The sequence below is a fragment of the Arthrobacter sp. Soil_N43 genome, assembly GCF_057655195.1.
On the sequence record NZ_JBDGML010000032.1, the window covers coordinates 1 to 26,916 of the forward strand.

The following is a 26,916-nucleotide window of genomic DNA, read 5'->3' on the forward strand; positions in this document are numbered from 1 at the left end:
ATCTGGCATCCACCGGTGCCTCGGGGCAAAGCTGGCGGGACTCGAGGCTTCCGTCATAGTCCAGGAGCCCGCCACCGCCCTGCCCGGGGTCCAGCTTCGGGACCGGGAACCGGAATGGATCCGGCTGCTGTCCTTCCAGGCGCCCCGGACTGTCACGGTAGCGGACCGCCCGGGCTGAATTGCCCGGCGGCTGGCCCGCTTGGCCTATTTTGCCGATGTGGCCACGAACCTCGGTTAGGCCTTCCCGCGCTGTCTGGCTTGTTCCACGAGGTCGGCCGCCCATGGCCGCTTTCCGTGGTGGAACAGTATGCCCTCGGGCAGGCCTTGGATGGTCGCCGTCGCACCCGAGATGTCGATAGTGATCCGGCCGTTGGCCATGGGGGCGTTGGTGATGTGCAGGTCGCCGTAGGATTCCGGGAGCACCGGATCCATCCAGAGACCGCCGCGGGCAACGTCGGCGTAGTAGCCCATCAGGCTCTTGACCAGCATGATGGGGGTGGTGGCGGCCCAGGCCTGTGGTGAGCAGGCCGTGGGATACGGCACGGGTTCGTCGAAGTGCTCCCGGCTGAAGCCGCAGAACAGTTCGGGCAGCCGCCCCTCTGAGTACTCGGCCGCTTCCAACAGGGCCGTGGAGATCCTCTGCGCCTGCTCGACGAAGCCGTAGCGCAGGAGTCCGGCCGTGATGATCGCATTATCGTGCGGCCACACTGAGCCGTTGTGGTAGCTCGCGGGGTTGTAGGCGCCCATGTCACTCGCCAAAGTCCGCACGCCCCAGCCGCTGAACATCTCGGGAGACATCAGCCGCTCCGCGACCAGCGGGGCCTTGTCCTCATCGACGATGCCAAACAACAGGCATTGCCCCATGTTGGACGCGCATGCGTCGACAGGCCGCTTCTTTCCGTCCAGGGCGACGGCGTAGTAGCCGCGGTCGGGCAACCAGAACCGGTCGTTGAACTCCCTCTTCAGCCGTGCCGCGCGGTCCCCGTACTCAGCCGCCAGGACCATGTCACCGGCGTCATAGGCTATCCAGGAGCGGGCCAGATAGGCGCTGTAGACGTAGGCCTGGACTTCGCAGAGTGCGATCGGCGGCTCGGCCAAGGTGCCGTCTGCAAAGTTGATGCCGTCCCAGGAGTCCTTCCAGCCCTGGTTGATCAGCCCTTGGTCATTGAGTCGCTGGTACTCGACGAAGCCGTCGCCGTCCTTGTCGCCGTAGTCCCGGATCCAGGCCAGCGCCCGGTCAACGTGCGGCAGCAGGGCCGAGACGGCTTGTGGCGCGAATCCCCAGCGGCTGACTTCCCCGAACAAAGCCACGAACAGTGGCGTAGCGTCGACGCTGCCGTAATAGGCGGATTTGCCGCCCAAAGCGAGCCCGCTGGAGACATCGAGCCTGACTTCGTGCAGGATCTTTCCCGGTTCCTCCTCACTCATCTCATCCACGACGCGGCCCTGGCGATCGGCAAGCGTCTGGATGGTTCCGAAGGCCAGGGACGGATCCACCGGCAGCGCCATGAGGGAGGCCCACAGTGAGTCCCGCCCGAACAGCGCCATGAACCATGGTGCACCGGCGGCCACGACGATCCGGTCCGGGTGGTCCGGGTCCTCAATGCGAAGTGCGCCCAGGTCGTCGTAGCTGCGCCGAAGCGTCCGCTCGATGGAGCGGTTGCCCATGCGCAGCACCGGAATCTTCGAAACCCACTGCTGCCTGCGCAGGTCGCGCGGAGATACAGCGCCGGCGTCGAGACGAACAAAAGGCGCCGCGGTGCCGGTCAGGCCTGCGGTCGGCACCGCACTCACGGTTGCGCTCCATTGCCCGTGCGGTGGGACTGTGACGCGGTACGTCAGGGCGTCGAGTGAGGCATCTGCGCCGCTGGCTGACACGACGACGCCTTTCCGAATGTCCTGCCAGACGGCCCGGATGGTCAGCGCGTCGCCTTCCGCCCGGCGGGACTCAGTCCAGCGCCGCAGGATGCGCGCCTCCTTCACCTCGAAGAGATCAGCGAAATCCGCGTCGACTCTGAGGGAGAGCACGCATTCGGCCGGGGCCGGGGCGTAGTTTCTGACGGTGATCTGCTCCAGGATTCCGGCGCCCACCTCGCGGAGGCGTTCGACAATCAGCGGGCTGTCCGCGTGCCCGTACGGTCGGGGGACGCGGCCGGCAAACAGGCCCCTATACGGTTCCTTGGTTTTGGCCGCCAGCGGCTCCAGTGGGGCTCCATTAACCGTCAGATGCCAGCCAGACAGGATGCGCGTGTCCTCATAGAAAACCCCGTGCGGGTATTCCGCATGGATGTCACCGTTCGCCGAGGAGATGCAGAAGGACGAGCCCTCCACCAAGGTGACGGAGCCAGGCCCCAATGGCCCGGCAGCGGTGTCAGCATTCCATCCGGTCATCCTGGCTCCTCCGAAAGGCTGACCTTACCGGCCTGACAGGGCGGCGCCGCGCGCAACCCGGTCAACCTGCCAGCCACCTGCTCAATCGACGGTACCCCTCTGTGGCAGATCATGCCATAGGCCGGTGGACGAGGCTTCTACGGCAGCGGCCAAGGTGGATTCACTCCCGGCCGTTAGGACGGGCGGCCGCCGTAGTCCAGGCCTATTTGGTGGGCCGCCTCCTGCAGTTGGGGGACCACGGTCTTTTCGATGGTGTCCGCCGGCGCGCGGTGGGTCTGGAGTGACACGTTGACCGCGGCTACAGTGACTCCACCGCTCGCAACGGGAACTGCCACCCCGCGGAGACCGTCCTCAAGCTCCTGGGAGACCATGGCCCATCCCCGGCTGCGGGCCAGGTCCACTTCATTCCGGAGTTTGTCCAGGCTCCCCACGGAATGCTCGGTGAAGCGCTCCAAATTTACTCCCGCGAGGTAGCTGTCCAGTGCAGGTTCCGGGAGTGCCGCGAGCAGAACGCGTCCCATGGACGTGGCCCAGGCCGGGAACCGGGTGCCTACGCTGATGGAGACACTGAACAGGCGCGGCGAGGGTACGCAGGCCACGTAAACCACATCCTGTCCGTCGAGGATGCAGAGGGAGGTGGTCTCGTTGAGGTCCGCTGCCAGGGATTTGAGGTGGCGCTCTGCGATCCGGGGCAGGGCGAGGTTGGCCAGATAGGAACTGCCGATCTCCAAGGAGCGCGGGGTCAGCTCGAAGAGGGGCCCGTCGGCGCGCAGGTAGCCCAGATCCGTCAACGTGAGGAGGAACCGCCGCGCGGAGGCCCGGGTCATGTCGGAGCGGGAGGCAATCTGGGACACCGTCAGCCGGGGGTGGTCGGGGTCGAAGGCGCGGAGGACGTCAAAGGTCTTCTCAACCGATTTCACATAATACGCCGCGTTGTCCGCCATGGACGTCGTGCCTCCTGAGACTGTGCCCCTGCTCCGCTGCGCGCCACGGCAGGCGGTCCAGGCTTGCTGATCCATAGTATCCAGCGCGGGAGGAACAACCGATTGTGAGTCAGCTCACGAGGGAGTATGCTTTTCATAGTCGCATACCGCACATATGTTCGCTATACGCACAAGCAAAGAAAATTGATCCCTCAGAAGCACCGTCTTTCAGTGTGGAAGGACCCTCCTCATGACAAACCTTGCAGCAACCCCCACGGCTTCAGTGGCAGAACGCAAACTCAAACGCGCCAAGAAGGCCGCCCTCGCAGCCTTCCTTGGCGGCGCGCTGGAGTACTACGACTTCTTCATTTACGCCACCGCGGCGTCGCTGATCTTCTCCAGGATCTTCTTCCCCTCCGGCGACCCGACCATTGCCCTGCTGGCCTCCTTTGCCACCTTCGGCGTCGCGTACGTTGCCCGCCCGTTCGGCGCCGTGGTGTTCGGTCACCTGGGCGACAAGATCGGCAGGAAAAACACCCTGGTGCTCACGCTGGTGCTGATGGGCTCGGCAACCTTCCTGATCGGCGTCCTGCCGGACTTCAACTCCGCCGGCTACTGGGCGCCGGCGCTGCTGGTGGTCCTTCGCCTGATGCAGGGCCTGTCCGCGGGGGCTGAGACCGCCGGCGCATCGGCCCTTTCAACTGAAGAAGCGCCCGAGGGCCGCCGCGGCTTCTTCGCCAGCTTCGCCATGAGCGGCATCTCGGCCGGCATCGTCCTGGCCTCCCTCGCCTTCCTCCCCGTCGCCGCCATGGGCGAAGCCGACCGGCTGTCCTGGGGCTGGCGGATCCCGTTCTGGCTCTCCCTGGTGGTGCTCATCGTGGCCTACATGGTGCGCCGCTCACTGGATGAACCGGAAGTCTTCGAGGAAAAGCACGATCACGGCGAACTGGTAAAGCTTCCCTTCGCCAAGATGTTCAAGACCCATCCGGCCCAGTTCTTCCAGGTCGCCCTGATGTCCTTCGAAACCGTGACCAACACCTTCATGCAGTCCTTCGGCCTGGCCTATGCCGTCTCCGTCGGTGTTCCGGCCTCCACGATGCTGTGGGTCAGCATCGTGGGCAATATCATCGCCATTGGCTCCCAGCCGCTGTTCGCCCGGCTCTCGGACCGGTTCGGCCGCCGCCCTGTCTTTATTACCGGTGTCCTGGGCTCAGGCGCCATGATTTTCGTGTACTTCTCGGTCATCTCCACCGGCGATGTCGCGATGATCTTCCTGACCAGCACCCTGATCACCGCGGGCACTTACTCGATGTCCAACGCCATCTACCCGGCGTGGTTCTCCGAGCTCTTCAACGTCAAGGTGCGCTACTCCGGGATGGCCATCGGCCTGCAGATCGGCATCCTCTGCGCAGGCTTCACGCCGCTGCTCGGGACGGCCCTCGTCGGCGCCGAAAAGGCCAACTGGGCACCCGCGGCCTGGATCGTCGCGGCCTCCTCGGTGCTGGCGGTGGCCGGCGCTTTGTGGGCCCGGGAAACATCCAAGACGCCCCTTCGGGAACTGGGCAACCCGGTTCCATAGCAACGTGCAAGGTCAGGATCGTGGAGAGCCGGAGAGAAGGATTGGACCGGAATACCCCCACCGTCTAGCGTGAGTCCTATGTCGGCGGCCGATGCATCAGCGAAGTCCAGCAGCAACCCTTTGCTTGTCCTCGGAAAAATAACATCGATCCTGGATGCTTTCTCGCTCTCCAGGCCGGTGCTGTCGCTGAGCGACATCCGGGAGTTCACCGGCATGCCAACGTCCACCGTCCAACGGCTCGTCACCAACCTGACCTCCCAGGGCTTCCTGGACCGGGAGGAGGATGCGTACCGCATCGGGATGCGGATGGCGTACTGGGCGGCTCCTGCCACGCGCGGCATGGAGGTCATCGACATCCTCAGCCCCTTGCTCAAAACGCTCCGGGACATCACCGGCGAGACCGCCTGCTTCTTCAAGGCGGAGCAGCATTACCGGGTGTGTGTGGCCATGGCGGATACCCGCCATGCGCTCCGCCGCGAGATGCATCTTGGCAAGGTGCTGCCGCTGCACGCCGGTTCTGCAGGACGGGTCTTGCTGGCCTGGGATCCGGAACTCATGGATGCCGTCCTGCGGGATCCCTTGGAGCCGATCACCGAATCCACCATTACCACCTCTGAAGATTTGGAGACCGTGGTGAAGAAGACCCGGACCGACGGGTTCGCGATCACGGTGGGTGAGCGTGAAGACGGAGCGTCCGGCCTCTCCGCCCCGGTCTTCGATTCCGCGGCGGGGCTGGTCGGGGCCGTGACCATCAGCGGGCCCACCTTGCGGATGCCGCTGGAGACCTGTGAGGCCTGGGTGGAGCCGCTTCTCGCCACGGCGGAGCACATGACGAGACTGATCGGCGGCCGGTTTCCTGGCGAGGCGTAACACCCGCCAGGAAACCGCCGCGCCCGTCGGTGCCGCCCGGGCCGGGAGGCGGAATAACCGGCAACCGACCGTCCCGCCGCAAACATCGCCGCGGAGTCTGACGCCACGATGATCTCGGTGAAGTTCCCTGCATACGATCCAAGGTCTTCGGCCACGGACCCCACCACCGCGACCACCGGGATGCGACGCCCGGATTCCTGCACCCGTTCCAGGATGGCCGAGACGATCTTGCCCTGGCCGGTCTGAGAATCGAGCCGGCCCTCACCGACGACGACGGCGGCGTCGGCGGACGCCAGGCACCGGTCGAAGTCCACGGCATCCAGAACGGCCCCGGCCCGGAGACAAGCTCCGCGCTGAAGTGGGCCCACAGTCCGCCGGAAAGCCCCGCCTGCTGCGCCAGTGCGGGGCACGCCGGCCGGATTGCGGGGATACGAACCGCCCAGCTGCCGGAGCCGCCGCTCCAGCACCTCGATCTCGGCGGGGCCGGCCCCTTTCTGCGGCCCGAAAACCCGCGGAGCATCCAGAAAGGTGGTGGTGACATCGGACAGCACGGTAATCCGGGCGCCCCTGAGGCCGCCGCCGTCATGAATCGCCTGGACAGCCCCGGCTCCGCCGTCGGTGGTGGCCGATCCGCCGGCCGCCACCATGATGTGCGTGGCGTCTGCATCTATCGCGGCGGCCACCATCATCCCTGTCCCGTAGGTACTGGCCGACACCGGGTCACGCGGACGGCTGCTGGACACCGGCGGCGATGGCAGCTGCGACCTCCGCCGCCGGGAACGTCCCCTTGAAGCTGTCCGGGGCGACAAGGACGGTCATGCCCTGGCCAGGCGGTTGACCGGGTGGGGCGGCGTGCGTCCTTCGGCAATGGCGACGGCGTTAAGCGCGCTGAGCCGGGCCATTTCGCTGCGGACAGCGACGGTGGCGCTGCCCACGTGGGGCAGCAGCACGGTGTTGGGCAGTTCGGCCAGCCCCGCGGCGAGCCGCGGCTCGTCCTCGAACACGTCCAGGCCGGCACCGGCGATGGTCCCGTTCCGCAGGGCCTCCACGAGGGCGGACTCATCCACCACGGGGCCGCGGGCGGTGTTGATCAGGATGGCATCCGGTTTCATCCGCCCCAGCACGTCGGCGTCGACCAGATGGCGGGTCTGGTCATTCAGCGGCACGTGCAGGGACAGGAAGTCGCTGCGTGCCACGAGCTCGCTCCAGGGCACCTGCCGGACCTTGCCGGCGAACTCGCCCAGTTCCTGGTCGCCGACGGGCCGGTCGCCCGGGGGCCGCGGAGAGAACAGCACCTCCATCCCGAAGCCCAGCGCGCGGCGTGCGGTGGCGCGGGCGATCCGGCCGAACCCGGCCAGGCCCAGCACGGCGCCTGAGACGTCCCGGCCCAGCAGCAGTTCCGGCTCCCAGCCCAGGAACTTGCCGTCGCGGACCAGCCGGTCGGCCTCGACCACGCGGCGGGCGGTGCCAAGGATGAGCAGCATGGCGATGTCCGCCGTCGCGTCCGTGAGCACGCCCGGGGTGTTGCCCACCAGGATGCCGTGGCGGGTGGCGGCGTCCACGTCGATGTTGTTGTACCCGACCGCGAAGTTGGACACGCCTTTCACCCGGGCGTCCGCCAGGAGCGGCGCGTCCACGACGTCGCGCAGCTGGGTGAGGACGACGTCATACTCGCCTGATGCGCACAGCGCCGCGAGGGTCCCGTAGTCCGGGGGCTCGGGCAGCACGGTGACGCGGCCGGCGTCGGAAAGCAGCTGCAGGCCCGGGTCCGGGATCGCGGTGGTGACCAGGAAACTGTTGCCCATGCCTACTTGCCTCCGGTGGTGCAGGGCGTGCCGGCAGCAGAGCTGTCGGACGGGATGACCCAGTCGAAGGCCTCGGCCTTGGAACGGGCGCCCTGTGCCGCCTTGGAGCGGTTGGGTTCGCCCAGTTCGGCGAGCAGCTTTTCGGAGAGGATCACGAGCTCGGCGAAGGTATCGGTGGTCAGCCAGTCGGGTCGTGTGGCGAAAAGGATGTCCTCGCTGGAGGTGTTGCCGCTGGCGCCGGGGGCAAAGGGGCAGCCGCCCAGTCCGCCGAGGGCGCCGTCCACCATGGCGGCCCCTGCCTGGATGGCGGCGAGGGTGTTGGCCACGCCCAGGCCCCAGGTGTCGTGGCCATGGTAGACAATCCGCCGGGCCGGGGACTCGTCCCGGACCCGGGTAACCAGCCCGGACACCTGGGCGGGGATGGCCTGGCCCAGCGTATCGCAGAGGACAATATCCATGGTTCCCTCGGCGCGGGGGTCGTTGGCGATGGAGAGGACACGTTCCTCGGGGACGGTGCCTTCGAAAGGACAGGTGAACGACGTCGCGATACACAGCTGGATCTGTCCGTTAACCGCCTTGGCATACTCCACGGCCTGGGGCAGCGCGGCGAGGCTTTCCTCGGTGGTGCGGCCGATGTTCGCCCTGTTGTGCGAATCCGACGCGGACAGGCAGTACTGGAAGTTCCGAGCGCCCGCGGCCGCGGCCTTGGCCACGTGGCCGGGTGTGGCCACCCAGATCCAGCACTTTTCCAGTTCCTCGGGCGTGAGGGCCCGGACCACGTCCAGGGTGTTGGCCATGGTGGGGACCAGGTCCGGGCGTGCCATGGATCCCAGTTCGATGGCGGGCACCCCCAGCCGGAGCAGTTCCCTGACCGTCTCGATTTTCCGCTCGGTGGGCAGGACTTTTCCGGTGAGCTGGAGCCCGTCCCGCAGGGTGACGTCCCTGAGGATCGTGCTGCCCAATGTTGACGCGACGTTGTTTGGGGAGTGGTTCATGCCTGGAGTGCCTCCTCGCGGCCTGACGCCGCACTGATTTCCGCGGGGTTCATGTCGAGGAGCCCGGTGAGGATTTCTGCCGTGTTTTCGCCGAGGTCCGGCCCGAGGTTGCGGATGGGAAGCGACTGATCACCTATCACCGGAACGATGCCCGGGAAGCCCACCCCAGGGAGGATCTCGTCTCCGGTTGAGACATCGAATTTCTGGATCATGTTGCGGGCCGCGTACTGGCTGTCACTGCTGATGTCGGCCGCCGTGTAGATGGGGCCGGCGGGAACGCCTGCGGCATCGAGGGCCTCGAGCGCGTCCGCGGCGTCCAGGCCTTGGGCCCAGGCCCCGATGGCCTGGTCGAGTTCCTCGCGCCGCTCCCAACGTCCGGCGTTGCTCTGCAGCGACGGATCCGCGGCCAGGTCGGGGCGTCCGATGGTCTGCATGTAGCGCTGGTAGATCGAGTCTCCGTTGCCGGCCACGACGATGCTGGCGCCGTCCCTGCAGAGGTACGCATTCGAAGGGGCTATCCCTTCCATCCGGCCGCCCACGCGCTGCCGGTCCACGCCGTACGCCTGGTAGTCGGGGATGAGGGATTCCATCATGGAGAACATCGCCTCGTGGAGAGCGACGTCGATGACGCGCTCGGTGAGCGGCACGGCGCCGGCCGCGTCCCGGCGTCGTGCTTCCCTCTGGTAGAGGCTCATCATGGAGCCGAAGGCGGCGTAGAGGCCGGCGATCGAGTCTCCGATGGAGACGCCCACCCGGACCGGTGCGCGGTCCGGGTCGCCCACGAGGTTCCGGAACCCGCCGTAGGCTTCGGCGACGGCGGCAAAGCCGGGCCGCTCGGACAGCGGGCCCGTCTGCCCAAAGGCGGAAACGCGGGTGATGATGAGTTCCGGATTGGCTTCGTTGAGCACTTCGGGGCCGAGCCCCCACTTTTCCAGCGTGCCTGGCCGGAAGTTTTCCAGCAGGATGTCGGATTTCGCGGCGAGCCCAAGCACCGCCTGCCTGCCGGCCTCGGTCCTCAAGTCCAGCACCACGGACTTCTTGTTGCGGTTGATGGTGCGGTACAGCATGGACGTATCGCCCTTGTGCAGGCGCCAGTTGCGGAGCTCGTCGCCGGTGCCCGGCCGCTCAACCTTGATGACTTCGGCGCCGAAGTCGGCAAGGAGCCTGCCTGCCGTGGGCGCGGCGATGTAGTTTCCGAGCTCCAGGACGCGGATGCCGTCCAGCGGCGCGATTCGTTGCTGTGTCATGGTTTCTTCTTCTTTCGTAGGCATACGCCGGGGAACGGACTTCGGTTCCGGTCAGAACAACAGACTCATGGGCAGGATCAGCAGAATCGCGACGACGGACGCCACCGAAACGCCGACGGTCACCGATTTCAGCGCACCCCGTACGCTCTGCCCCAGCAGGGACTGGAGCAGCCAGAAGGTGTTGCTGGTGACGTGGACCATGAAGAGCGATCCGGCGCCGGCCGCCAAGGCCAGCAGCACAGGGTCCAGTCCGATGGCCGGGGCGATGGGAGCCAGCAGTCCCGCGGCGGTGATGGCGGAGAGCGTGACGGAGCCGACGGCGATGTGCAGCACAGCCGCGATCGCCCAGACTACGAGGAGCGGGGCAACGGTGCTGGCGGAGAAGAACCCGCCCAGGATGTCGCCGAGACCGGCTGCGGCAACGGTGGCGGCGAGTGAGCCGCCCACGCCGGTGAGGATCAGGATCTGTCCGCTCTCCTTGAAGCCCACGGCAATGGCCTCCTCGACACGCTTCTGTCCGATGGCGGAGCGGGTGACCAGGCAGGTGCCGATCAGGCCGATGAGCAGTGCAATGACGGGCTCGCCCAGGAGCTGCAGCCAGGGCATGTCGATCTTAAGAATCTGCAGGATGGCGCCGGCGCCGATGAGGAGCAGCGAGGTCAGGAGCGGCGCAAACAGCACGATCAGCGGAAACTGCTTCCGTTCGCGTTCGGCGAGGGCGACCGTCGCGCCGGCCAGTTGTGCCCCAGGGCCGCCGGAACCCGGCGTGTGGCCGGATGAAGCGGTTGCTGGCTCCACACCGCCGTCGGGCTCTTCCTCTTCGCCTTCCCGGTCCTCCTCCGCAACGAACGTGTGGTCCTCATCTTTCGCTTCGTTCCAGAAGCCGCGGCGGAAGAGGAACGTCATGATCGCAATGGAGATGATGATCGTCGGGATGACCAGCAGCAGGCCGAACAGCAGCATTTTCCCAAGCGGCACGTTCAACAGGCCCGCGAGCGCCAGGGATGCAACACCGGGAACCGTGAAAACGATGCCGCACTCGAGGGCGATGGCCATGGCCGTGGCCATGCGCGCTGTGCCGAGCTTGCCGATTTTGGGCGCCAGTTTGCGCGCCAGCGGGGCCGAGATGACGAGCAGGACGTCCAGGAAGATGGACTGCAGGACCGTTCCGATGGCCAGGCCCATGGTGTACGGAAGGCGTTTGGGGCCGAAGGTGTTCAGCAAGTGCTCCACGAGGCGCCGGATGGCGCCGCTCTGGTTAAGGATGGAGCCCATCAGGACGCCGAAGGCGATGAGCAGGCCGACGTCCACCATGATTTCGCCGAAACCGGACGTGATGGTCTTGACGGTCTCTTCGACGCCAAGGCCCACGGCGAGGCCGAGGTAGATGGAACTGATCACCAGGGCGATGACGGGATTGACTCTGAAGCGGACGATCAGCACAACGGCGGCTAGGACCGCCACGGCCGTATTGATCAGGACAGCTATGTCTGACATGGGGGGAATCCGATCGTTGGGCCTTCCACATTGAAGGCTGGGAACAGATGTGTGCCGTGAGGAAGGGCACATTCACTCATCCCATATTATGGGTTTAAGTTCATAATGCAAGCCGTCGCGCCCATCTTCTTGGTGAAAATGTCCCGGCGGTCCGCCGCCGGCGGGCGTATCCGTGTCAGGATCAGGTATGCCCGACCGCCTGATGCTGCTGGACACCGCGTCGCTGTACTTTCGCGCCTTCTACGGCGTGCCCGACACGATCCGCCGCGCCGACGGCACTCCGGTGAACGCCGTGCGCGGCCTCCTCGACATGATCGCCCGGCTCACCACGGACTACGGCGCGACACATCTCGTGGCGTGCTGGGACGACGATTGGCGTCCTCAGTGGCGCGTGGACCTCATCCCGACCTATAAGTCGCATCGGGTCGCCGAGCTAGTGGCTGGTTCCCCCGATGTGGAGGTGGTGCCGGACGCGCTCGAGGTGCAGATTCCGATGATCCGCCGGGTGCTGGACCTCGCCGGCATCGCGGTCGTGGGGGCCGCCGAGCATGAGGCCGACGACGTCGTGGGCAGCTACGCCAGCCACGCCGACCTTCCGGTTGACGTGGTGACGGGCGACCGCGATCTCTTCCAGATCGTCGACGATGCCCGCCAGGTGCGGGTGATCTACACTGCGCGCGGCATGCGGAACCTCGAAGTCGTCACCGACGTGGTGGTCGTCGGCAAGTACCGGGTGCTGCCGCAGCAGTACGCCGACTATGCGACCCTCCGCGGGGACGCCTCCGACGGGCTGCCGGGCGTGGCCGGCATCGGCGAGAAGACCGCGGCCTCGCTGCTGTTGGAGTACGGCACGCTCGACGGGCTGCTCGCGGCGGCGGCGGATTCAGGAAGCGCGCTGTCCGCATCCGTGCGGGCGAAGCTCGCGGCGGCCGCCGGCTATCTCACGGTGGCGCCCGCCGTCGTGAAGATCGTCCGCGACCTTGAGCTGCCGACGCTCGAGGAGGCCGGCGCGCAGCTGCACCCGGTCGACGGCGAATCGCGCACGGAACTCGAGCGCCTCGCCGGCGACTGGAACCTCGGCGGTTCGGTCAAACGGCTCCTCGATGCGCTCGACGTGCGCCGGTGAGGACTGGACCGGTGAGGATCAAGCCGGCAGGGATGAACGCTTAGCGCTTTCCTTTTTTCCGCGAGCCCTTGCCGCGGCCCTTGTCCGGGTTTGGGGCATAGCGCTGCGCAACCTTGGGCTTCTTGGCTCCGGTCCCGCGCCTGTCCGGCTTCGGCTCCTTCTTGGGCTTTTCCACCTTGGCGGACGGCTGCCGGGAGCTCTGCGCGGTGCGCCCGCGGACAATGCCGATGAACTCCTCGATCACCTCGTCCGTGGCATCACTGGGCCAGGCCAGGGCGATCTCGGTGCCCGGCGCTCCGGTGAGGCGGCGGGCCACGGTGTCCTTGACGTTGAAGTGCCGGGCCACGGACATCGGCAGGACCAGCAGGCCGGCTCCGGAAGCCACCACCTGCATGGCGGCTTCGGGTCCGCCAAGCTCGTCGGCGTCGAGGAAGGTCTCCTGTGCGAGGTCCTCGAGGGCCACCTCCTCGAACACGGAGATCTCATGCCCCTTGGGCGCCACCACCACGGGCTGTTCCTCATACAGGGGGATGACATTGAGGCCCTCGCGGTCCACGGGCAGGCGCACGAAACTGAGGTCAGCGGATCCGTCACGCAGGACCGACACCTGGGTGCCGCCGTCGGACATGAACGAGCGCAGCGGAACGTGGGGCATCCGCTCGTCCCAGCGTCGGATCCACTTCCCCGGTGTGACGCCGGCAACGTAGGCAAAGCGGAGCTGCCGCTGCTCAGGTTCCGGGGCGGCGGGGGCAAACGGGGATTCATCTTCGGCGGGCACACGTTCACAGTACGCCAGTGGCGCCGGTGGGCGGCCGGTGCCCGTCCTGCCTTGGTGCGCTGCCCGTCGGCAGCCGGATACCCTTGAAGCATGACCTCTGCTAACTCCCAGTCCATGAAGCCGGCCACCGTTGCCAAGAAACTTGGCATCTACCTGCCTGCAACACCCCAGGAGTTCCAGGATTCAACGATCACCCGCGCCGAGTTCGCCGAACTCCAGGCCAACCCGCCGGAGTGGCTCGCCGAGCTGCGCCGCAACGGCCCCCATCCCCGCCCGGTGGTGGCGCAGAAACTGAACGTCTCCATCAGCGGCCTCGCCCGCGGCGGCGTTGACGAGGCGCTGACGACGGCGGAAATCACCGCGCTGCTGCAGGCTCCCCCGGCGTGGCTCGTCACCGAGCGCGCCACGCACGCAGCCGTCCGCGCCGAGGCGCAGCGCGTCAAGGATGAAGCTGCCAAGAAGAGCGCCAAGAAGGCCCGCCAGGACTGAAACGGGCTGACCCGGGCTGAACGTTGATTCTGCAGCACGGATCCCGTCCCGGCCCTTGGAGAATTCCCGCACGCTGATCCCCCCACCCTAGGGGACTGCGTGCACCGGGATGGGGGCTCCGTGCGGCGCGCGGGGTTCCGGCCCCAAAAAGACCGGCAGCACGCCACATTCCGGACGTCGCAACGAGAGCCGGCTGCCGGATTTGCCACGCCCTCCCCCACGTCCCGGGGGGACCATGGGCACCGCCAATGCGGTGGTTGGCGGCCCTCGAAGGCCCCGAGAAGCACAGCGTTTCCACAACCCGGATCACCAAATCTTTGGTTGTGCGCGAAGGTCTTGCGCATCTCTAAGTCGATGGGGTCATCATGAAGCCAGCACAGTGCAAGCCGGGTGCATACGCATCTCTCCTGCCCGGCACCCGAAGGGCAGGGATCGTCGCCACCGTTTCAGCGGTAGTTTGCGCATCGTCCATCCTGGCCATTTCACCAGCCAGCGCCGCCGTTCCCGCTTTTCCCGACAACCTCGTGGTCTTTCCCGACCGGGACTTCGTGACCATTGAGGGATACCAGGACCGGGTGGGACAAACGGCAACCGTGGAGGTCACGCGGCCCAATGTCGGAGTCATCGGGTCCGCCCGCAGTGAGGTCGCCGCAGGGGATGTGGCCTTCGAAATCAACCACCCCGGCGGGGTCTGCTGGGGCGCAGGCACGGGCGTGAACGTCACTCCCGACATCCGCCCCGGGGACGTGGTCTCGATCAAGTTTGACGGTGAATCGGCGTCCGCCGGCGAAACCAAGGTCCAGGACACGTACGTGACCGCTGCCTCGGAGCGCAACGGCAACACCGTCACAGTCAGGGGCTATCTGGGGAACGGAGTCAGTCCTGACCAGCTGGAACAGCGCATCATTGAGCCCGCCCTCAATGACACCGGGGTGGGCCGCCGGGATGTCCGTGCCCTGCCCGGCCCCCTGACGCCCTCGGACAAGGGCGGCTACTCGTCCGGCCTGGAAATCTCGGGAAACACCTTCACCGCCACGTACGTCTTCGATGAGCCGGCAGCGGCTGAACTGGCCGCGAACGCAGCCGGCGCACGGTCCATGGCATGGGAGCAGACAGACGTCGACGGCAACCGCCAGGGCCTGACCATCTCCGAGTACGGCGAACCCGGCGGCCCCGGAATGGGCGGCTGCCCCAACGGACCGCTGCAGTCCGGCCCTGCTGCCCCTTCCAACATCACGGCGGCCAATGTGGCCGGAGGCATCAAGCTGAACTGGAAGCCCGCAGTTGCCATTCCGGGAACGCCGGCCATCACCGGCTACCGCGCCGTAGCCGTGGGCAAGACCGAGGCCCTCAACGAGAAAGTGGAAATCGGCAAGCGGATCTCCGGAGCGGAAGCCACGGGAACCACGATCACCGGGCTCAAGTCCGGGGAGGAGTACGACGTGTTCGTCGTGGGTGTGAGCAGCGTGGGCGAAACATTCCCGGCAGCGCACGCCGTGCCGCAGACGGACAGCACCGCGCCGACCGTCACGGCATCACCCAATGGCCTGACGTCGCCTGTCCCGCAGACCGTCACCTTGGCCGCCAGCGAGACGGGCAGCGACATCTACTACACCGTTGACGGTACTGATCCGGTTGTCTCGGGCGGCGGCCTCGGGGATAAAGCCATTCGCTACGAAGGACCCCTGAACATCACCACCACGACGACGCTGCGCTTTGCGGCATTCGATCCTTCCGGCAACGTCTCGCAGATCAACGAGGCAACCTTCACCATCACCAACGATCCTGTTCCGGCAGCACCGGCCGCCCCGACCGCCGTGGCCGGCAAGGGCACCGCGACGCTGTCCTGGAACGCCCCGAATCCGGGCGCGGAGGGCCTGAGCATCAGCGAATACTCCGTGCAGGCCTACACCTTGGATGGAGCCGCGTTCGGTGCAGCACGGTCCGCCGGCACCGCCACCACGTTCACCTATGACGGGCTGGCCGCCGACACCGTGTACCATTTCACGGTGAAGGCCAAGAACGTCAACGGCTGGGGCACGGAATCCGCCAAGAGCGCGAACATGACCGCTGAAGGCGACATCGTGGCCAAGGCCGGTCCGGACCAGGCGGTCGCCCGCCGGACCACGGCCACCACCGTGAGCCTGGACGGCACCGGCTCCACCACCACCGCCGGCGCCACCTACCTGTGGGAGCAGGTCCTTACGGGAAGCACAGATCCGAACCCGGTGGCCCTTGCCGGCGCCACCACCCTGAAGCCGACGTTCAGCCTGCCGGTCTTCAAGTACCCGATGACCAACAGCCCGCTCACGTTCCGGCTCACGGTCAGGGCCGGCGGCACGGTGAAGACGGATGAGGTCAGGGTGACGCCCGTGCCGGACCGGGTGACGGTCAGCAGCGCGCAGTGGAAGAGCGGCGACTTCCGGATATCCGGCACCGGCTCTGTCATTGGCGCCACGGTGACGGTCCGGGTGGGCGGCCCCACCGGCAGGTTGCTCGGACAGGTGGCCGTCACGGCGGCCGCTGCACCAGCCACGGGAGGCGAATTCAGCCTCCGGCTGCGTAACGCCGCCGCCGGCACCACCAACCCAGGCTCCATCTACGTGGAGTCCACGGTGGGAGGGACTGCCGGGCCCATCCTGGTAACCAACAGGTAGCACCAGTCCACTACACGGGTCCGGTGGTTCCCCGCACTCAGCGGGGAACCACCGGACTCCGTTTTTTCCGAAAATTCCGCCAGCAGCAGCCGCGGGAATACTTCGCGGACCAGTAGAGTTGATGCCTGCGATTGAGTGCCATCCCGGCCCTCATGAGAAGGAGTGAAACCCATATGGCAACCGACTACGACGCACCTCGCGTCAGCCAGGACGAACAGCCCGGGACCGAATCGCTCGAAGCGATGCAGTCCCAGCGCGGCGGATCACAGACCGCGCTGCTGGACGTCGAAGAAGCGGACACCGCGGAAGGCATCGACCTCCCCGGCGCCGACCTCTCCCACGAAGAGCTGCTCATCCAGGTCATCCCCGTGCAGGATGACGAGTTCACCTGCATGTCCTGTTTCCTGGTCCACCACCGCAGCCAGCTCGCACGGGAAAAGAACGGAAACAAGTACTGCTCGGAGTGCGAGGGATAAACGGCCGTCAGGAAATCTGCAGCCCACCGTTGATGTCGTAGGTGGCCGCCGTGATGTAGCCGGCATCCTCGCCCATCAGGAACACCATCAGCGCGGCGATGTCCCGCACGGTGCCCACCCGGCCCACCAGGATATCCGCGGACATGGCGGCCTTGCGCTCATCCGTCAGCGTTCCGCCCATGATGTCCGTATCGACGGGGCCGGGTGCCACGCAGTTGACGGTGATGCCGTGCTGGCCCATCTCCCGGGCCAGCGCCCGGGTGAAGCCGATAATGGCCGCCTTCGAGGCGCTGTACGCCACCTTTGAATAAGTGCCGCCTCCGCGCTGGGCGGAGATGGAAGACACGCTGACGATCCTGCCAAGCCTGCGGTCGATCATGCCCCTGAGGACGCGCTGCGTGACCAGGAACGTGCCGGTCATGTTGATCTTGAAGACCCGCTCCCAAGCCTCAAGAGTCTCGTCCATGAACTCCGTGGGTGAACTGATGCCCGCCAGGTTGGCCAGGCCAACGATCGGCGGCAGGCTGGACTCGACTTCGTCGATGGCGGCGTTGACGGCGGCCTGGTCGGAGACGTCCGCGCCCACCCCGACCGCCTGGACGCCGTAGACGGCGGCAATTTCCTCTGCCGCTTTCCTGGCCGCGTCGCCGTCGACATCCAGGATCGCAACCGACCAGCCGGCGCTGGCGAGCATTTCCGCCGTCGCCCGTCCGATGCCGCGCGGAGACGCGGCGCCGGTCAGCACCGCAGTCCGCTCGGCCGGGAACGTTTCGTGGTGAACCATGTTCCTCAGCCCCTCGTCGCTTGGTTGTCAGCTCTTGATGTCGAACTCGTCGGCGGCAACAGCTTCCTCACCGACCGTGGCAGGAGTACCGGGCTTCACGTGGCCCTCCGGACGCTTGCGCGCGTAGAGGAACGTGGCCACCGAGGTGATGGCGAGGCAGGCCGCCAGGAACACGAGGCCGGAGCGGTTGTCGCCCGTGGCGTCATTGAACAGGCCCACGGCGTAAGGGGCCACGAAGCCGCCGAGATTGCCCAGCGAGTTCACCATGGCCAGGCCGGCTGCCGCCGCCGCGCCCACCAGCGCGGTCGAGGGCATTGCCAGGAACGGCGCAATGGCGGAGTAGATGCCCATGGCCGCCAGCGTCAGGGCCACCAGGGCCAGGACCGCATTGACCTGCACCAGGAATCCGGCGGCGAGGAGGCCGACGGCCGCCATCACCATGCTGATGCTGGCATGCATGACCCGGTTGCCCGTGCGGTCGGAGCGCCGGCCCCAGAAATACACGAAGACGGCGGCGATCGTGTACGGGATGGCGACAATAAAGCCGACCTCCGTGGTAGTGAACTTGCCCAATGCCGCGACAATGGTCGGCATCCAGAGACCCAGGCCGTAGATGCCGCACACCAGGCCGAAGTACAGCGCCGAGTAGGCGATGGTGCGCGAGTCCTTCAGGCCGGCGAGGAAGTGGTGCGGCTGGCCCTTCTGCTTGTGCGCCAGTTCCTCATCCATGGTCCTGGTCAGCCATTCACGCTCATCGGCGGCCAGCCAGTGGGCGTGGCTGGGGCGATCGGTCAGAAGGACCGGCGAGAGCAGGCCAAGGATAATGGCGGGGATGCCCTCAATGATGTACAGCCACTGCCAGCCCTGCAGGCCCCAGATGCCATCCATCTGCAGGAGCAGGCCGGAAACCGGGGCGCCCAGGGCGTTGGAGATCGGCTGGGCCAGGATAAAGATGCCCAGCACGGTGACACGCTGCGCGGCAGGGAACCACAGGGTGAGGTAGAACAGCATGGCCGGGAAGAAGCCTGCTTCGGCGGCACCCAGCAGGAACCGGATAATGTAGAAGGTGACTTCCCCGTTGACCAGGGCCATGGCTGTGGCGAAGATGCCCCACGAGATCAGGATGCGGGCGATCCACTTCCGCGCACCGAACTTGTACATGCCCGCGTTGCTGGGGATCTCCAGCAACGCATAGCCGAGGAAGAAGATGCCGGCACCGAGTCCATAGGCGGCGGCACTGAGGCCGATGTCCTCGCTCATGGTCAGCTTGGCAAAGCCGACATTGTTCCGGTCCAGATAAGCGATGAAGTACAGCAGGACAATCAGCGGCATGAGGCGGCCGCGTACCCGCCGCAGCGTTCTCTGGCCAAGCTCATCCAGTTGGTTCGCAGGGTTCATGGAAGACATGGTGCACCTCGCTGTGGGAAAAATGCTCGGCGGGGTTCCTGGGCGGAACAGTTAAGGTTTACCACTCTGCAACGTAATAGTCACCATGCTTACCAACTGCGTTTCCGCCATATCAGCACGTCAGCGCCCTGTTGCCAGCCACTCCAGCAGGCGCTCCAATGGCCATGTGGTGATGATCCGCTCTGCCGGCACGCCGTTCCGTTCGGCCCGCTCGGCGCCGTACTGCAGGAAGTCCAGCTGGCCGGGAGCGTGTGCGTCGCTGTCGATGCTGAACAGGCACCCGGCATCCAGCGCCAGCTGCATAAGGTTGTCAGGGGGATCCTGCCGCTCGGGACGGGAATTGATTTCGACGGCGACGCCGGCCTCCGCGCACGCGGCGAAGACCCGTTCGGCGTCGAATTCTGACTCCGGCCGGGTCCCCCGGGAACCCTGCAGCAGGCGGCCCGTGCAGTGCCCCAGCACGTTGGTGTGCGGGTCCCGGATGCCGCTGAGCATCCTGTCCGTCATGGTGCGCCGGTCCGAGCGGAGCTTTGAGTGCACGCTTGCCACCACGACGTCGAGCCGCTCCAGCATGTCGGGGGCCTGATCCAGCTCCCCGTTCTCCAGGATGTCCACCTCGATCCCGGACAGCAGGCGGAACTCCGCGCCGTCCTGGCTGGTGTGGGCCGCGTTGACCGCGGCCACGGCCTCAAGCTGGTCGCTGAGGCGCTCGGCGCTCAGTCCGTTGGCGATCTTGAGGTTCGGCGAATGGTCCGTCAGGGCGAGGTATTCGCGGCCCAGGTAACGGGCGGCATCCGCCATGAGGTCAATGGGCGACCCGCCGTCGGACCAGTTGCTGTGGCTGTGCAGATCGCCCCGGAGCTGGGAGCGCAGTCCGTTGCCGCCTGCCGCGAGGGGTTTCGCGCCGCCCTGCCTGAGCTTGTCCAGATAGTCGGGCACGGCACCCTCAACCGCCTGCCGGATGACCTGGAACGTGGTGTCCCCGATGCCCTTGGTCCGTTTCAGCCTGCCGTCCCGGGCACGCTCCGCCAGATCATCGGCGGCGAGGTCTGCAATGACGCCGGCAGCCTTCCGGAACGCCTGCACCTTGAACGTGGGCGCGGCGCTGCGTTCCAGCCAGAATGCGATCTCATTCAGGGCGTCTACGGCATCCATTCAGTTCCTCCGCGGGCCGGTCCGGCAGACAGGCGGCAGCCGTCAGTCCTGGTGCAGCTGGATGTAGTTGCCGCAGCCGTCATCGAACACGGCCGAGGTCCCGGATGGATCCTCCGACGGTTCACCTTGAAACCGGACTCCGGCGTCGGTGAGGCGCTGGTACTCGGCCCGCACATCCGGAACGCCGAACACGATTGCCGGGAGCCCGGCGTCGTGCAGTCCCTTCATGTACGCTGCGGCCACCGGGTGGTCGCTCGGCTCCAGCAGCAGCCCCACGCTGCCGGCGTCACCGGGATCCTTCACGATAAAGAGGTTGTGCTCGGGCATGGCCATGAGCGTCTCGAAGCCAAGGGTCTGCGTATAGAACGAGTGCGCTGCCTGCGGGTCCTGGACGTGGATGCTGCACATTTTGAGTCGCATGCCGCCAACGCTACGCCGGAGGCCGCCAGCTGCAAACCGTTTCCGCCGGCCAGTCCCCTGCCGAAGAGCGCGCTGGCTGGTCCGCGGGCGCCGCCGGCCGGCGGACCATTGACCGGCGGCGCCTGAGCGGCTGGAATTGAAGTGGAGCCCGATTCGCCGGGCCCCGCTGCTTGGAGGTGGTGGAGTGCCCGCCGTAACCGAAGCCGTCCCCCTGTGGACGCTGCCGCTTGTCCTCTGGGGCGCCGTGCTCGTGGCCGCCGTCGCCTGCACCGCCGTCGCTGTCCGGCATCATGCAGGAAACGCCGACGGCGACCCCTCAGACCCGCTTTTCTGGGACCTTTTCTGGGGCGCAGCCGTGATCCTTCCGGCACTCCTCATCCCGGCGGTGGCGTCGCCTCCAGCCGGACTGGCGCTGGCGGCGGCGGCCTGTGTCAGCGGCGTTGCCGCATACCGCAGCGGCCCCCGGGTTTTGGGCTGGTATTCGTCCCGGCGCCGCCTGCGGGAGGAACGGCCCGCCCTGATGGCAGCGGCCCACCTTCACGACGCTGTCCTGCAGCGCTGGCAGCGCTACGAACTGGACCCCGCGCTGGCCATCGATTTTCCGGACATGTCGGACGTGCGCCGCCCGGAAACCGCGGAGTTCGTGGAGGCGATGCGGGAGGCGGAGGTGCTGAGGACGCTGGGCGCACCCGGCTACCTGCAGGCCGTTGACCGACTCGAGGTGGCACTGCGCTGCGCTGAAGCCGCGGCGGGAGCAGCCTGCGGAGAGGCTACCGCCCGGGAGATTCCGCAGGCTGGGGCCGCTGCGCCGCAAGGTACCCGAAGAGCTGCCGCAGCCCGAAGGTCCATTCCGGCAGTTCCTCCGAGGCGCCTACACGGTTGACCAGGGCACCCAGGTGGCGGCTGCGGATGGTCACCACGTCGCCGAACCGGTGTGTGAAGCCCTGCCCGGGTTCATCGCGGTCCTGCGTCGGCGCAAACAGCGTCCCGGTGAACAAGGCAAAGCCGTCGGGATACTGGTGGTGCCTGCCGTGCGTAGCCGCCACCAGCTCCTCGAACGGCCGGCTGATCCGCGCCACGCTGTTGCGGCCTTCGAGCCGGTAGCCGTCCGGCCCGTCCACGCGCAGCAGAATCTCCTCCTCCCTCAGGGTGTCCAGGGTGAAGTCACCGTCGAACAAGCGGATCAGCGGACCCAGCGCACTCGAGGCATTGTTGTCCTTCGCCTTGCCCAGCAGCAGTGCGCTGCGGCCTTCCACGTCGCGGAGGTTGACGTCGTTACCGAGCGTCGCCCCCACCACGTGCCCCCGTGAGGTGACGATCAGCACCAACTCGGGCTCGGGGTTGTTCCACGAGGAAAAGGAGGGAATGCCGATGCCCGAGCCGAGCCCCACTGAGGACAGCACAGGGGCCTTGGTGAACACCTCGGGGTCGGGGCCGATGCCCACCTCCAGGTACTGCGACCACAGCCCTTCGGCGATCAGGACCCGCTTGGCCTCGGCGGCTTCCGGAGAGCCGGGACGGATGTCGCCGATGCTTCCGCCAAGTGCCTGGCCGACCACCTCGCGCATGTCCGCGGCCCTCCCGGCGTCGCCCGCGCACCGCTCCTCGATCACGCGCTCGATCATGCTGTCCACGAAGGTCACGCCGCAGGCCTTGATGACCTGCAGGTCAACCGGCGCCAGCAGGTGCGGGCGCGTGGTGTCCCCCGCCAGCGATGCGCTGACGACGTCGGACGTCGCCCACCGGGGTTCGCCCAGGTCCGGGTCCAGCAGCGCCGTCCGGACAGTCTGTGCAGCGTCCGGCAGCTCGAGCAGCTCCGAAACGGTGCCGGCCAGGCGGTGCAGGTCGAACACGGCTTCGCCACTGACCGCCACCACCCGCGGGCCTCCGCTGTCGACGTCCCAGATGCGCCCGACGAGCAGGGCCTGCCCTGCGTCTTCCGGGAGGACGGAGGCTGCCGCCTCAGACACGCCGCTCACAGCCGGCCCTCCTCGCTGGCGGCGTCAGCGTTGGCGCTGCTGCGCGTGCCCGGAGACGGGCGCCGCCAGACGCCGTCGACCCTTTGCGGGACGCCCCACGGATTGCCGTCCTGCAGCGGTTCGGGCAGCCGGGACGCGGGAAATGTCTGGAAGGCCACCGGCCGCAGGAAGCGGCGGATGGCGGCGGTTCCCACCGAAGTGGTGGCCGACGTCGTCGCCGGGTAGGGGCCGCCGTGGTGCTGGGCGTAGCTGACGGTGACGCCCGTGGGCCAGCCGTTCCAGAGGACCCGGCCGCTGATGTCGGTCAGCCGGGCGGTGAGCCCGGCAACGTCGTCGTCCTCCTCAGCCTGCAGCGTGGTGGTCAGCTGTCCCTCCAGCAGTTCAGCCAAGGCAGCCAGCTCCGACTCGTCGTCGTATTCGACCACGAGGCTCGCCGGGCCGAACATCTCCTGCCGCAGGACGTCCGGGTTTTTCCGGGCTTCCGCTGCCGTGGTGCGCAGAACGGTCGGGGCCGGAGCCTCAGTGAAGTCACCCTCGACCAGGACATCCACGCCGTCGGTGTCCCGGAGCCGGCGGGCCGCATCGGTGTAGCCGCCGTGCAGCCTCTCGCTGAGGAGGCGTGAAGGCGTGACGTCCGCGAGCGCGTCCGCCAGCTGCCCGCCCGCTTCCGAGGCATGCCCGCCAGGGACAAACAGCAGCCCGGGCTTGGTGCAGAACTGGCCCATCCCCAAGGTGAACGAGCCGGCATAGCCGGCAAGGATCTCGTCGCGCCGCGCCGCCCAGGCCTTCCGGGTGACGAAAACGGCGTTGATGCCGCCCAGTTCCCCGAAGAAGGGGATGGGCTCCGGCCGAGCGGCGGCGCGGTCGGACAACGCGCGGCCGCCCGCCGTCGAGCCCGTGAAGCCGATGGCCTTCACCAGCGGGTGGTCCACCAGCGCTTCGCCGGCCCGTCGGCCGGTGACCATGGCGAAAAGGCCCGACGGCGCCCCGGCGGCTTCCAACGCGGAGGTCACCGTTTCGGCGGTGCGGGCAGCGAGCCCGCGGTGGGCATCATGTGCCTTGTGCACGACGGCGCAGCCGGCGGCCAGGGCCGATGCGCTGTCGCCGCCCATCACGCTGAAGGCGAAAGGGAAGTTGGAGGCGCCGAAGACACCGACGACGCCCAGCGGAACGTTGTAGCGCCGCAGATCAGGTCGCGGCCCCATGCCCCAGTCCGGATCGGCATGGTCGATCGTGGCGTCGAAATGCTCCCCAAGGCGGATTTCCGTCGCGAAGAGCCGGAGCTGGAAGACGGTGCGCTTCAGCTCGCCCTCCAGCCGCAGCGTGGCCAGATGCGTCTCCCGGCCGGCGATCTCCACCAGTGCGCCGGCGTCCTGTTCCAGGCCCGCGGCAACGGCCTCAAGCCAGCCGGCGCGCTCGTCCGGATCCGCATGGCGCCCCCGTTCGAAGGCTGCCTGGGCCTGTTCGACGGCCGCGTTAAGCTGCCCGACAGTGGTGAGTTCCGCCTCCCGGATCCCTGCGGCGGCCGCCTCCCGGACGGCGTTCCCGGTGGCCGCGGTCATCGTCCGGCCCCCGCGGAGGCCAGGGAGCCGCCGGTGACGGCGGCGCGGCTGCCGACTTCCTGCCAACCCGCGCCGCCGGGGAATTCCCAGCGGGTGCGCGAGGCACTGAACATCTCGGCACCCGTGCCGGGAAGGGCCGGTGCTGCGTAGCGCCCGTTGACGATCTTCACCGGTTCGGCGAAGTGCTCGTGCAGGTGGTCGACGTATTCGATCATGCGGCCTTCCTGGCTGCGGCTGACTGCGGCGTAGTCGAAGAAGGAGAAGTGCTGGACCAGTTCGCAGAGGCCCACGCCTCCGGCATGCGGGCAGACCGGCACGCCGAACTTGGCCGCGAGCAGGAGGTTGGCGATGTTCTCATTGACGCCGCCCACACGGGTGGAATCGAGCTGGAGGACGTCGATGGCGCCGGCCTGGAGGAGTTGCTTGAAGACGATGCGGCTGGCGACGGCCTCACCGGTGGCCACGCGTACCGGCGAAACGCCCTTGCGGATCTCGGCGTGGCCCAGGATGTCGTCGGTGCTGGTGGGCTCCTCAATCCAGTAGGGGTTGAACTCCGAGAGCTGGTTGACCCACTCGACGGCTTCGGATACTTCCCATCGCTGGTTGGCGTCGATCGCGATGGGCAGGTCGCCCACGGCTTCGCGGGCCAGCGCCATGCGGCGGCGGTCGTCGTTGATGTCGCCGCCCACCTTGAGTTTGATCATCGAGAAGCCGTCGGCGGCCGCTTCCTTGCTCAGGCGGACCAGCTTCTCGTCGCTGTAGCCCAGCCAGCCCGGCGAGGTGGTGTAGGCGGGAAACCCATCCGCCTTGAGCTCGGCGATGCGGGCTGCCTTGCCCTCTTCACCTGCCCGCAGAATCTCCAATGCTTCCTCGGGGCTGAGCGCATCGCGGATGTGTGTGAAGTCGACCGCGGCCACGAGCTCCTCTGGGGACATCTCGCTGAGCAGGAGCCAGAGCGGCTTGTCCTCGCGGCGTGCTCGGATGTCCCACAGGGCGCTGACCAGGGCGCCGCACGCCATCTGCGTCACGCCCTTCTCCGGTCCGAGCCAGCGCAGCTGGGAGTCGTGGATCAGGCGCGTAGATGCGCCGCCCAGGTCATAAATCAGTTCGTCGATGTCCCGGCCGAGGAGCAGCCCGGCGTAGGCATCGATCGCGGCCGTCAGGATTTCGTTGCCCCGGCCGCAGCTGAACACGAAGCCGTGGCCTTCGTCGCCCGCGTCGGTGCGGATGACGACGTAGGCGGCGGAGTAGTCGGGGTCGACGTTGACCGCGTCGGAACCGTCGAGCTCCAGGGACGTGGGGAACCGGACGTCCTGGGTCGTGATGGAAATGATGGAAGGCATGGATCTCTTCTCTCGGTGAAGTGCTGAAAGGGGGGTGATTTCCTATATGAATTTCAATAATCATATAGGGATTGTGATCCAGATCAAGTCCAGGGCTCCATCCGCGTGCTACGAGGGCTCTTTGGGGCACGAAAAAGCCCCGGCCTTGGGGCCGGGGCTTTCTGGACTGTCGGGGCGTTGCCTATTTGATGATCCGCTTCCGGGGCGGACTCGCGTCCTCCAGCGGAGCGAGCTCTCCGGCGAAGGCCTGGGCGAACCTGTCGAAGGAGTTGCGGATGTGCATGGTCATGGCGGCCTCGGCCTGCTCCGGATCGCACGCCTCAATGGCCTCGCGGACGGCCGAATGCTCCGCCACGGTGATGGCGCCGTCCACATCGGCCGGGTAGAGCCGGAAGGTGTGAAGGTGGCAGTGCGTCTGCGCGAAGGCATGGCGGACCACGGGGTTACCGGAGGCGGCCAGGATGGTGTCGTGAAATCGGGTGTCGTGCGCCACGAGGTCCTGCCGCAGGTCCTTGGCCGCCTTCATGGTGTCCCGGAAGCTGGCCAGCTCCCTCTCCAACGCAGCCGCCGGGTTGGCCAGCCGGTCCACGGCCGCCGCGCGGGCGGCCCAGGGTTCCACCAGGAGGCGGAACTCAAACAGCGAACGCAGTTCCGGCAGGCCCAGCAGCGGGGTGGTGCTGTACCCGCGGCCGGGGTTGTAGACCACAAGGTTGTCGCCCTCAAGCCGCTGCAACACCTCCCGGACAGGAGTCTGGGAAACCCCGAGGCTGCGGGCCACGGCGTCGATATTGATCCGGGTTCCTGGCGCAATTTCGCCTTCCAGGATGGAGGCGCGCATGGAGGCATACACGTCGGTGACGGCAACTTTGCCGCGGGGAATGTCGGACGATTGACGCGGGGGCACGCACATACCTCTTGGTTTCGGATCGGACGGATTCGCTGGGGGAATCATAAGCCACGGCGCACGCCGGAGCGCGCGACGAAGATGCTCCTATAGGCGTCAAGTTTGAGCACGGCTCCTTGACTTAGGGATGGGGCGTGACGGGTTGAACCGAGATCAATAGGTGCAGCCGGTAGCGGTGAAGGCGGGGAGGCGCCATTCTTTGCGGTCCATTAGCTTGAGCCTTCCTGGGAACAAGCAAAGAAGATTGTTGACAATCGGCAGATGCGCATTTAGATTCATAGAGAATCAAAAACGGTCAGCCGTAGCACTCACTGACAGATGGCTGACAACCCCAAGGCCCAATCTCCTAACACAACCCTTGAAGGGACTCATCATGGCTCCGACTAATCTCCGGCCGAAGTACATCTCTTTTGATATCTACGGCACTCTCATCAACTTCGACATTGATCCCACCACGCGTCGCCTGCTCGATGGCCGCATCTCAGAAGAGCAGTGGCCGACCTTCAAGAAGCAGTTCCGCGGCTACCGG

23 protein-coding genes and 2 pseudogenes are annotated in these 26,916 nt (G+C 66.9%); 8 read left to right on the forward strand and 17 right to left on the reverse strand.

What is annotated here, in order from left to right; all coding sequences use genetic code 11:
- Positions 1-178, forward strand: a pseudogene (locus AC3A3W_RS01880) (cytochrome P450); the annotation flags it as partial.
- A gap of 56 nt (positions 179-234) precedes the next feature.
- Here the strand turns inward: AC3A3W_RS01880 and AC3A3W_RS01885 are convergent.
- Entirely contained in the window at positions 235-2,391 is a 2,157-nt protein-coding gene (locus tag AC3A3W_RS01885) for an amylo-alpha-1,6-glucosidase (protein WP_487440199.1), read from the reverse strand.
- A 173-nt stretch (positions 2,392-2,564) separates the two neighbouring features.
- Entirely contained in the window at positions 2,565-3,335 is a 771-nt protein-coding gene (locus tag AC3A3W_RS01890) for an IclR family transcriptional regulator domain-containing protein (RefSeq protein ID WP_487440200.1), read from the reverse strand.
- A gap of 229 nt (positions 3,336-3,564) precedes the next feature.
- Here AC3A3W_RS01890 and AC3A3W_RS01895 point away from each other — a divergent pair, with 229 nt between their 5' ends.
- Positions 3,565-4,893 carry an MFS transporter gene (locus tag AC3A3W_RS01895; RefSeq protein WP_487440201.1) on the forward strand — a complete coding sequence of 443 codons (1,329 nt, stop codon included), beginning with the start codon at positions 3,565-3,567 and terminating at the stop codon, positions 4,891-4,893.
- 78 nt (positions 4,894-4,971) lie between these two features.
- Positions 4,972-5,763: an IclR family transcriptional regulator gene (locus AC3A3W_RS01900; protein ID WP_487440202.1), complete on the forward strand. Its 792-nt coding sequence runs from the start codon at positions 4,972-4,974 to the stop codon at positions 5,761-5,763.
- A 170-nt stretch (positions 5,764-5,933) separates the two neighbouring features.
- Here the strand turns inward: AC3A3W_RS01900 and AC3A3W_RS01905 are convergent.
- From AC3A3W_RS01905 to AC3A3W_RS01930, 6 genes and pseudogenes are all read right to left on the reverse strand, one after another.
- Positions 5,934-6,452 (reverse strand): annotated as a pseudogene (locus AC3A3W_RS01905) (glycerate kinase); the annotation flags it as partial.
- Positions 6,453-6,483: 31 nt separating this feature from the next.
- The gene (locus tag AC3A3W_RS01910) at positions 6,484-6,582 is read right to left on the reverse strand and encodes a glycerate kinase (protein WP_487440203.1); all 99 of its coding nucleotides are present in this window, start codon (positions 6,580-6,582) and stop codon (positions 6,484-6,486) included.
- Positions 6,579-7,568 carry a 2-hydroxyacid dehydrogenase gene (locus AC3A3W_RS01915; protein WP_487440204.1) on the reverse strand — a complete coding sequence of 330 codons (990 nt, stop codon included), beginning with the start codon at positions 7,566-7,568 and terminating at the stop codon, positions 6,579-6,581. Before AC3A3W_RS01915 ends, AC3A3W_RS01910 begins: the two co-directional genes overlap by 4 nt.
- Positions 7,569-7,570: 2 nt before the next feature.
- Positions 7,571-8,563 carry a beta/alpha barrel domain-containing protein gene (locus AC3A3W_RS01920; protein ID WP_487440205.1) on the reverse strand — a complete coding sequence of 331 codons (993 nt, stop codon included), beginning with the start codon at positions 8,561-8,563 and terminating at the stop codon, positions 7,571-7,573.
- Positions 8,560-9,810 carry a CaiB/BaiF CoA transferase family protein gene (locus AC3A3W_RS01925; protein WP_487440206.1) on the reverse strand — a complete coding sequence of 417 codons (1,251 nt, stop codon included), beginning with the start codon at positions 9,808-9,810 and terminating at the stop codon, positions 8,560-8,562. Before AC3A3W_RS01925 ends, AC3A3W_RS01920 begins: the two co-directional genes overlap by 4 nt.
- 51 nt (positions 9,811-9,861) lie before the next feature.
- The gene (locus tag AC3A3W_RS01930) at positions 9,862-11,307 is read right to left on the reverse strand and encodes a GntP family permease (RefSeq protein ID WP_487440207.1); all 1,446 of its coding nucleotides are present in this window, start codon (positions 11,305-11,307) and stop codon (positions 9,862-9,864) included.
- Between the two features lie 187 nt (positions 11,308-11,494).
- Between AC3A3W_RS01930 and AC3A3W_RS01935 the strand changes: the two genes are divergently transcribed.
- Positions 11,495-12,433 (forward strand): 5'-3' exonuclease, encoded by a 939-nt coding sequence (locus AC3A3W_RS01935; RefSeq protein ID WP_487440208.1) that lies wholly within the window; start codon positions 11,495-11,497, stop codon positions 12,431-12,433.
- Between the two features lie 40 nt (positions 12,434-12,473).
- Here AC3A3W_RS01935 and AC3A3W_RS01940 read toward each other — a convergent pair whose 3' ends face one another.
- The gene (locus AC3A3W_RS01940) at positions 12,474-13,211 is read right to left on the reverse strand and encodes a LysR family transcriptional regulator substrate-binding protein (protein WP_487440209.1); all 738 of its coding nucleotides are present in this window, start codon (positions 13,209-13,211) and stop codon (positions 12,474-12,476) included.
- Positions 13,212-13,301: 90 nt separating this feature from the next.
- Between AC3A3W_RS01940 and AC3A3W_RS01945 the strand changes: the two genes are divergently transcribed.
- The 3 genes from AC3A3W_RS01945 (at position 13,302) to AC3A3W_RS01955 (ending at position 16,833) form a co-directional block, all read left to right on the forward strand.
- On the forward strand, positions 13,302-13,700 hold the full coding sequence (locus AC3A3W_RS01945; RefSeq protein ID WP_487440210.1) for a DUF5997 family protein: 399 nt from the start codon (positions 13,302-13,304) through the stop codon (positions 13,698-13,700).
- Positions 13,701-14,065: 365 nt separating this feature from the next.
- On the forward strand, positions 14,066-16,357 hold the full coding sequence (locus tag AC3A3W_RS01950) for a fibronectin type III domain-containing protein (RefSeq protein ID WP_487440211.1): 2,292 nt from the start codon (positions 14,066-14,068) through the stop codon (positions 16,355-16,357).
- A 173-nt stretch (positions 16,358-16,530) separates the two neighbouring features.
- A complete protein-coding gene (locus AC3A3W_RS01955; RefSeq protein ID WP_487440212.1) occupies positions 16,531-16,833 on the forward strand; it encodes a DUF4193 domain-containing protein in 303 nt (100 codons plus the stop codon).
- 7 nt (positions 16,834-16,840) lie between these two features.
- On the opposite strand, the gene AC3A3W_RS01960 is transcribed toward AC3A3W_RS01955, so the two are convergent.
- From AC3A3W_RS01960 to AC3A3W_RS01975, 4 genes are all read right to left on the reverse strand, one after another.
- Positions 16,841-17,617: an SDR family NAD(P)-dependent oxidoreductase gene (locus AC3A3W_RS01960; protein WP_487440213.1), complete on the reverse strand. Its 777-nt coding sequence runs from the start codon at positions 17,615-17,617 to the stop codon at positions 16,841-16,843.
- A 27-nt stretch (positions 17,618-17,644) separates the two neighbouring features.
- Positions 17,645-19,024, reverse strand: coding sequence for an MFS transporter (locus tag AC3A3W_RS01965; RefSeq protein ID WP_487440214.1), 1,380 nt, complete (start codon positions 19,022-19,024; stop codon positions 17,645-17,647).
- Between the two features lie 120 nt (positions 19,025-19,144).
- Positions 19,145-20,179, reverse strand: a complete 1,035-nt coding sequence (locus AC3A3W_RS01970; protein WP_487440215.1) for a PHP domain-containing protein — start codon at positions 20,177-20,179, stop codon at positions 19,145-19,147.
- Between the two features lie 42 nt (positions 20,180-20,221).
- Entirely contained in the window at positions 20,222-20,599 is a 378-nt protein-coding gene (locus AC3A3W_RS01975) for a VOC family protein (RefSeq protein WP_487440216.1), read from the reverse strand.
- A 184-nt stretch (positions 20,600-20,783) separates the two neighbouring features.
- Here AC3A3W_RS01975 and AC3A3W_RS01980 point away from each other — a divergent pair, with 184 nt between their 5' ends.
- Positions 20,784-21,482, forward strand: a complete 699-nt coding sequence (locus AC3A3W_RS01980; protein WP_487440217.1) for a hypothetical protein — start codon at positions 20,784-20,786, stop codon at positions 21,480-21,482.
- Here AC3A3W_RS01980 and AC3A3W_RS01985 read toward each other — a convergent pair.
- The 4 genes from AC3A3W_RS01985 to AC3A3W_RS02000 all read right to left on the reverse strand — a co-directional run bounded on the left by AC3A3W_RS01985 (position 21,370) and on the right by AC3A3W_RS02000 (position 26,387).
- Positions 21,370-22,569: a fumarylacetoacetate hydrolase family protein gene (locus AC3A3W_RS01985; protein ID WP_487440221.1), complete on the reverse strand. Its 1,200-nt coding sequence runs from the start codon at positions 22,567-22,569 to the stop codon at positions 21,370-21,372. The two genes, AC3A3W_RS01980 and AC3A3W_RS01985, sit on opposite strands and share 113 nt — an antisense overlap.
- 5 nt (positions 22,570-22,574) lie before the next feature.
- A complete protein-coding gene (locus tag AC3A3W_RS01990; RefSeq protein ID WP_487440218.1) occupies positions 22,575-24,140 on the reverse strand; it encodes an aldehyde dehydrogenase (NADP(+)) in 1,566 nt (521 codons plus the stop codon).
- Entirely contained in the window at positions 24,137-25,483 is a 1,347-nt protein-coding gene (locus tag AC3A3W_RS01995) for an L-fuconate dehydratase (RefSeq protein WP_487440219.1), read from the reverse strand. The genes AC3A3W_RS01990 and AC3A3W_RS01995 overlap by 4 nt, the downstream gene beginning before the upstream one ends.
- Positions 25,484-25,664: 181 nt before the next feature.
- Positions 25,665-26,387: a GntR family transcriptional regulator gene (locus AC3A3W_RS02000; protein ID WP_487440220.1), complete on the reverse strand. Its 723-nt coding sequence runs from the start codon at positions 26,385-26,387 to the stop codon at positions 25,665-25,667.
- Positions 26,388-26,916: the final 529 nt, after the last annotated feature.

Bases quoted from the DNA above. Each gene is read 5' to 3' on its own strand.
- AC3A3W_RS01910 (WP_487440203.1), bottom strand. From the start codon at position 6,582: ATGACCGTCCTTGTCGCCCCGGACAGCTTCAAGGGGACGTTCCCGGCG.
- AC3A3W_RS01915 (WP_487440204.1), bottom strand. From the start codon at position 7,568: ATGGGCAACAGTTTCCTGGTCACCACCGCGATCCCGGACCCGGGCCTG.
- AC3A3W_RS01955 (WP_487440212.1), top strand. From the start codon at position 16,531: ATGGCAACCGACTACGACGCACCTCGCGTCAGCCAGGACGAACAGCCC.
- AC3A3W_RS01965 (WP_487440214.1), bottom strand. From the start codon at position 19,024: ATGTCTTCCATGAACCCTGCGAACCAACTGGATGAGCTTGGCCAGAGA.
- AC3A3W_RS01975 (WP_487440216.1), bottom strand. From the start codon at position 20,599: ATGCGACTCAAAATGTGCAGCATCCACGTCCAGGACCCGCAGGCAGCG.
- AC3A3W_RS01890 (WP_487440200.1), bottom strand. From the start codon at position 3,335: ATGGCGGACAACGCGGCGTATTATGTGAAATCGGTTGAGAAGACCTTT.
- AC3A3W_RS01990 (WP_487440218.1), bottom strand. From the start codon at position 24,140: ATGACCGCGGCCACCGGGAACGCCGTCCGGGAGGCGGCCGCCGCAGGG.
- AC3A3W_RS01920 (WP_487440205.1), bottom strand. From the start codon at position 8,563: ATGAACCACTCCCCAAACAACGTCGCGTCAACATTGGGCAGCACGATC.
- AC3A3W_RS01995 (WP_487440219.1), bottom strand. From the start codon at position 25,483: ATGCCTTCCATCATTTCCATCACGACCCAGGACGTCCGGTTCCCCACG.
- AC3A3W_RS01950 (WP_487440211.1), top strand. From the start codon at position 14,066: ATGAAGCCAGCACAGTGCAAGCCGGGTGCATACGCATCTCTCCTGCCC.
- AC3A3W_RS01930 (WP_487440207.1), bottom strand. From the start codon at position 11,307: ATGTCAGACATAGCTGTCCTGATCAATACGGCCGTGGCGGTCCTAGCC.
- AC3A3W_RS01960 (WP_487440213.1), bottom strand. From the start codon at position 17,617: ATGGTTCACCACGAAACGTTCCCGGCCGAGCGGACTGCGGTGCTGACC.
- AC3A3W_RS01900 (WP_487440202.1), top strand. From the start codon at position 4,972: ATGTCGGCGGCCGATGCATCAGCGAAGTCCAGCAGCAACCCTTTGCTT.
- AC3A3W_RS01970 (WP_487440215.1), bottom strand. From the start codon at position 20,179: ATGGATGCCGTAGACGCCCTGAATGAGATCGCATTCTGGCTGGAACGC.
- AC3A3W_RS01885 (WP_487440199.1), bottom strand. From the start codon at position 2,391: ATGACCGGATGGAATGCTGACACCGCTGCCGGGCCATTGGGGCCTGGC.
- AC3A3W_RS01895 (WP_487440201.1), top strand. From the start codon at position 3,565: ATGACAAACCTTGCAGCAACCCCCACGGCTTCAGTGGCAGAACGCAAA.
- AC3A3W_RS01935 (WP_487440208.1), top strand. From the start codon at position 11,495: ATGCCCGACCGCCTGATGCTGCTGGACACCGCGTCGCTGTACTTTCGC.
- AC3A3W_RS01925 (WP_487440206.1), bottom strand. From the start codon at position 9,810: ATGACACAGCAACGAATCGCGCCGCTGGACGGCATCCGCGTCCTGGAG.
- AC3A3W_RS01945 (WP_487440210.1), top strand. From the start codon at position 13,302: ATGACCTCTGCTAACTCCCAGTCCATGAAGCCGGCCACCGTTGCCAAG.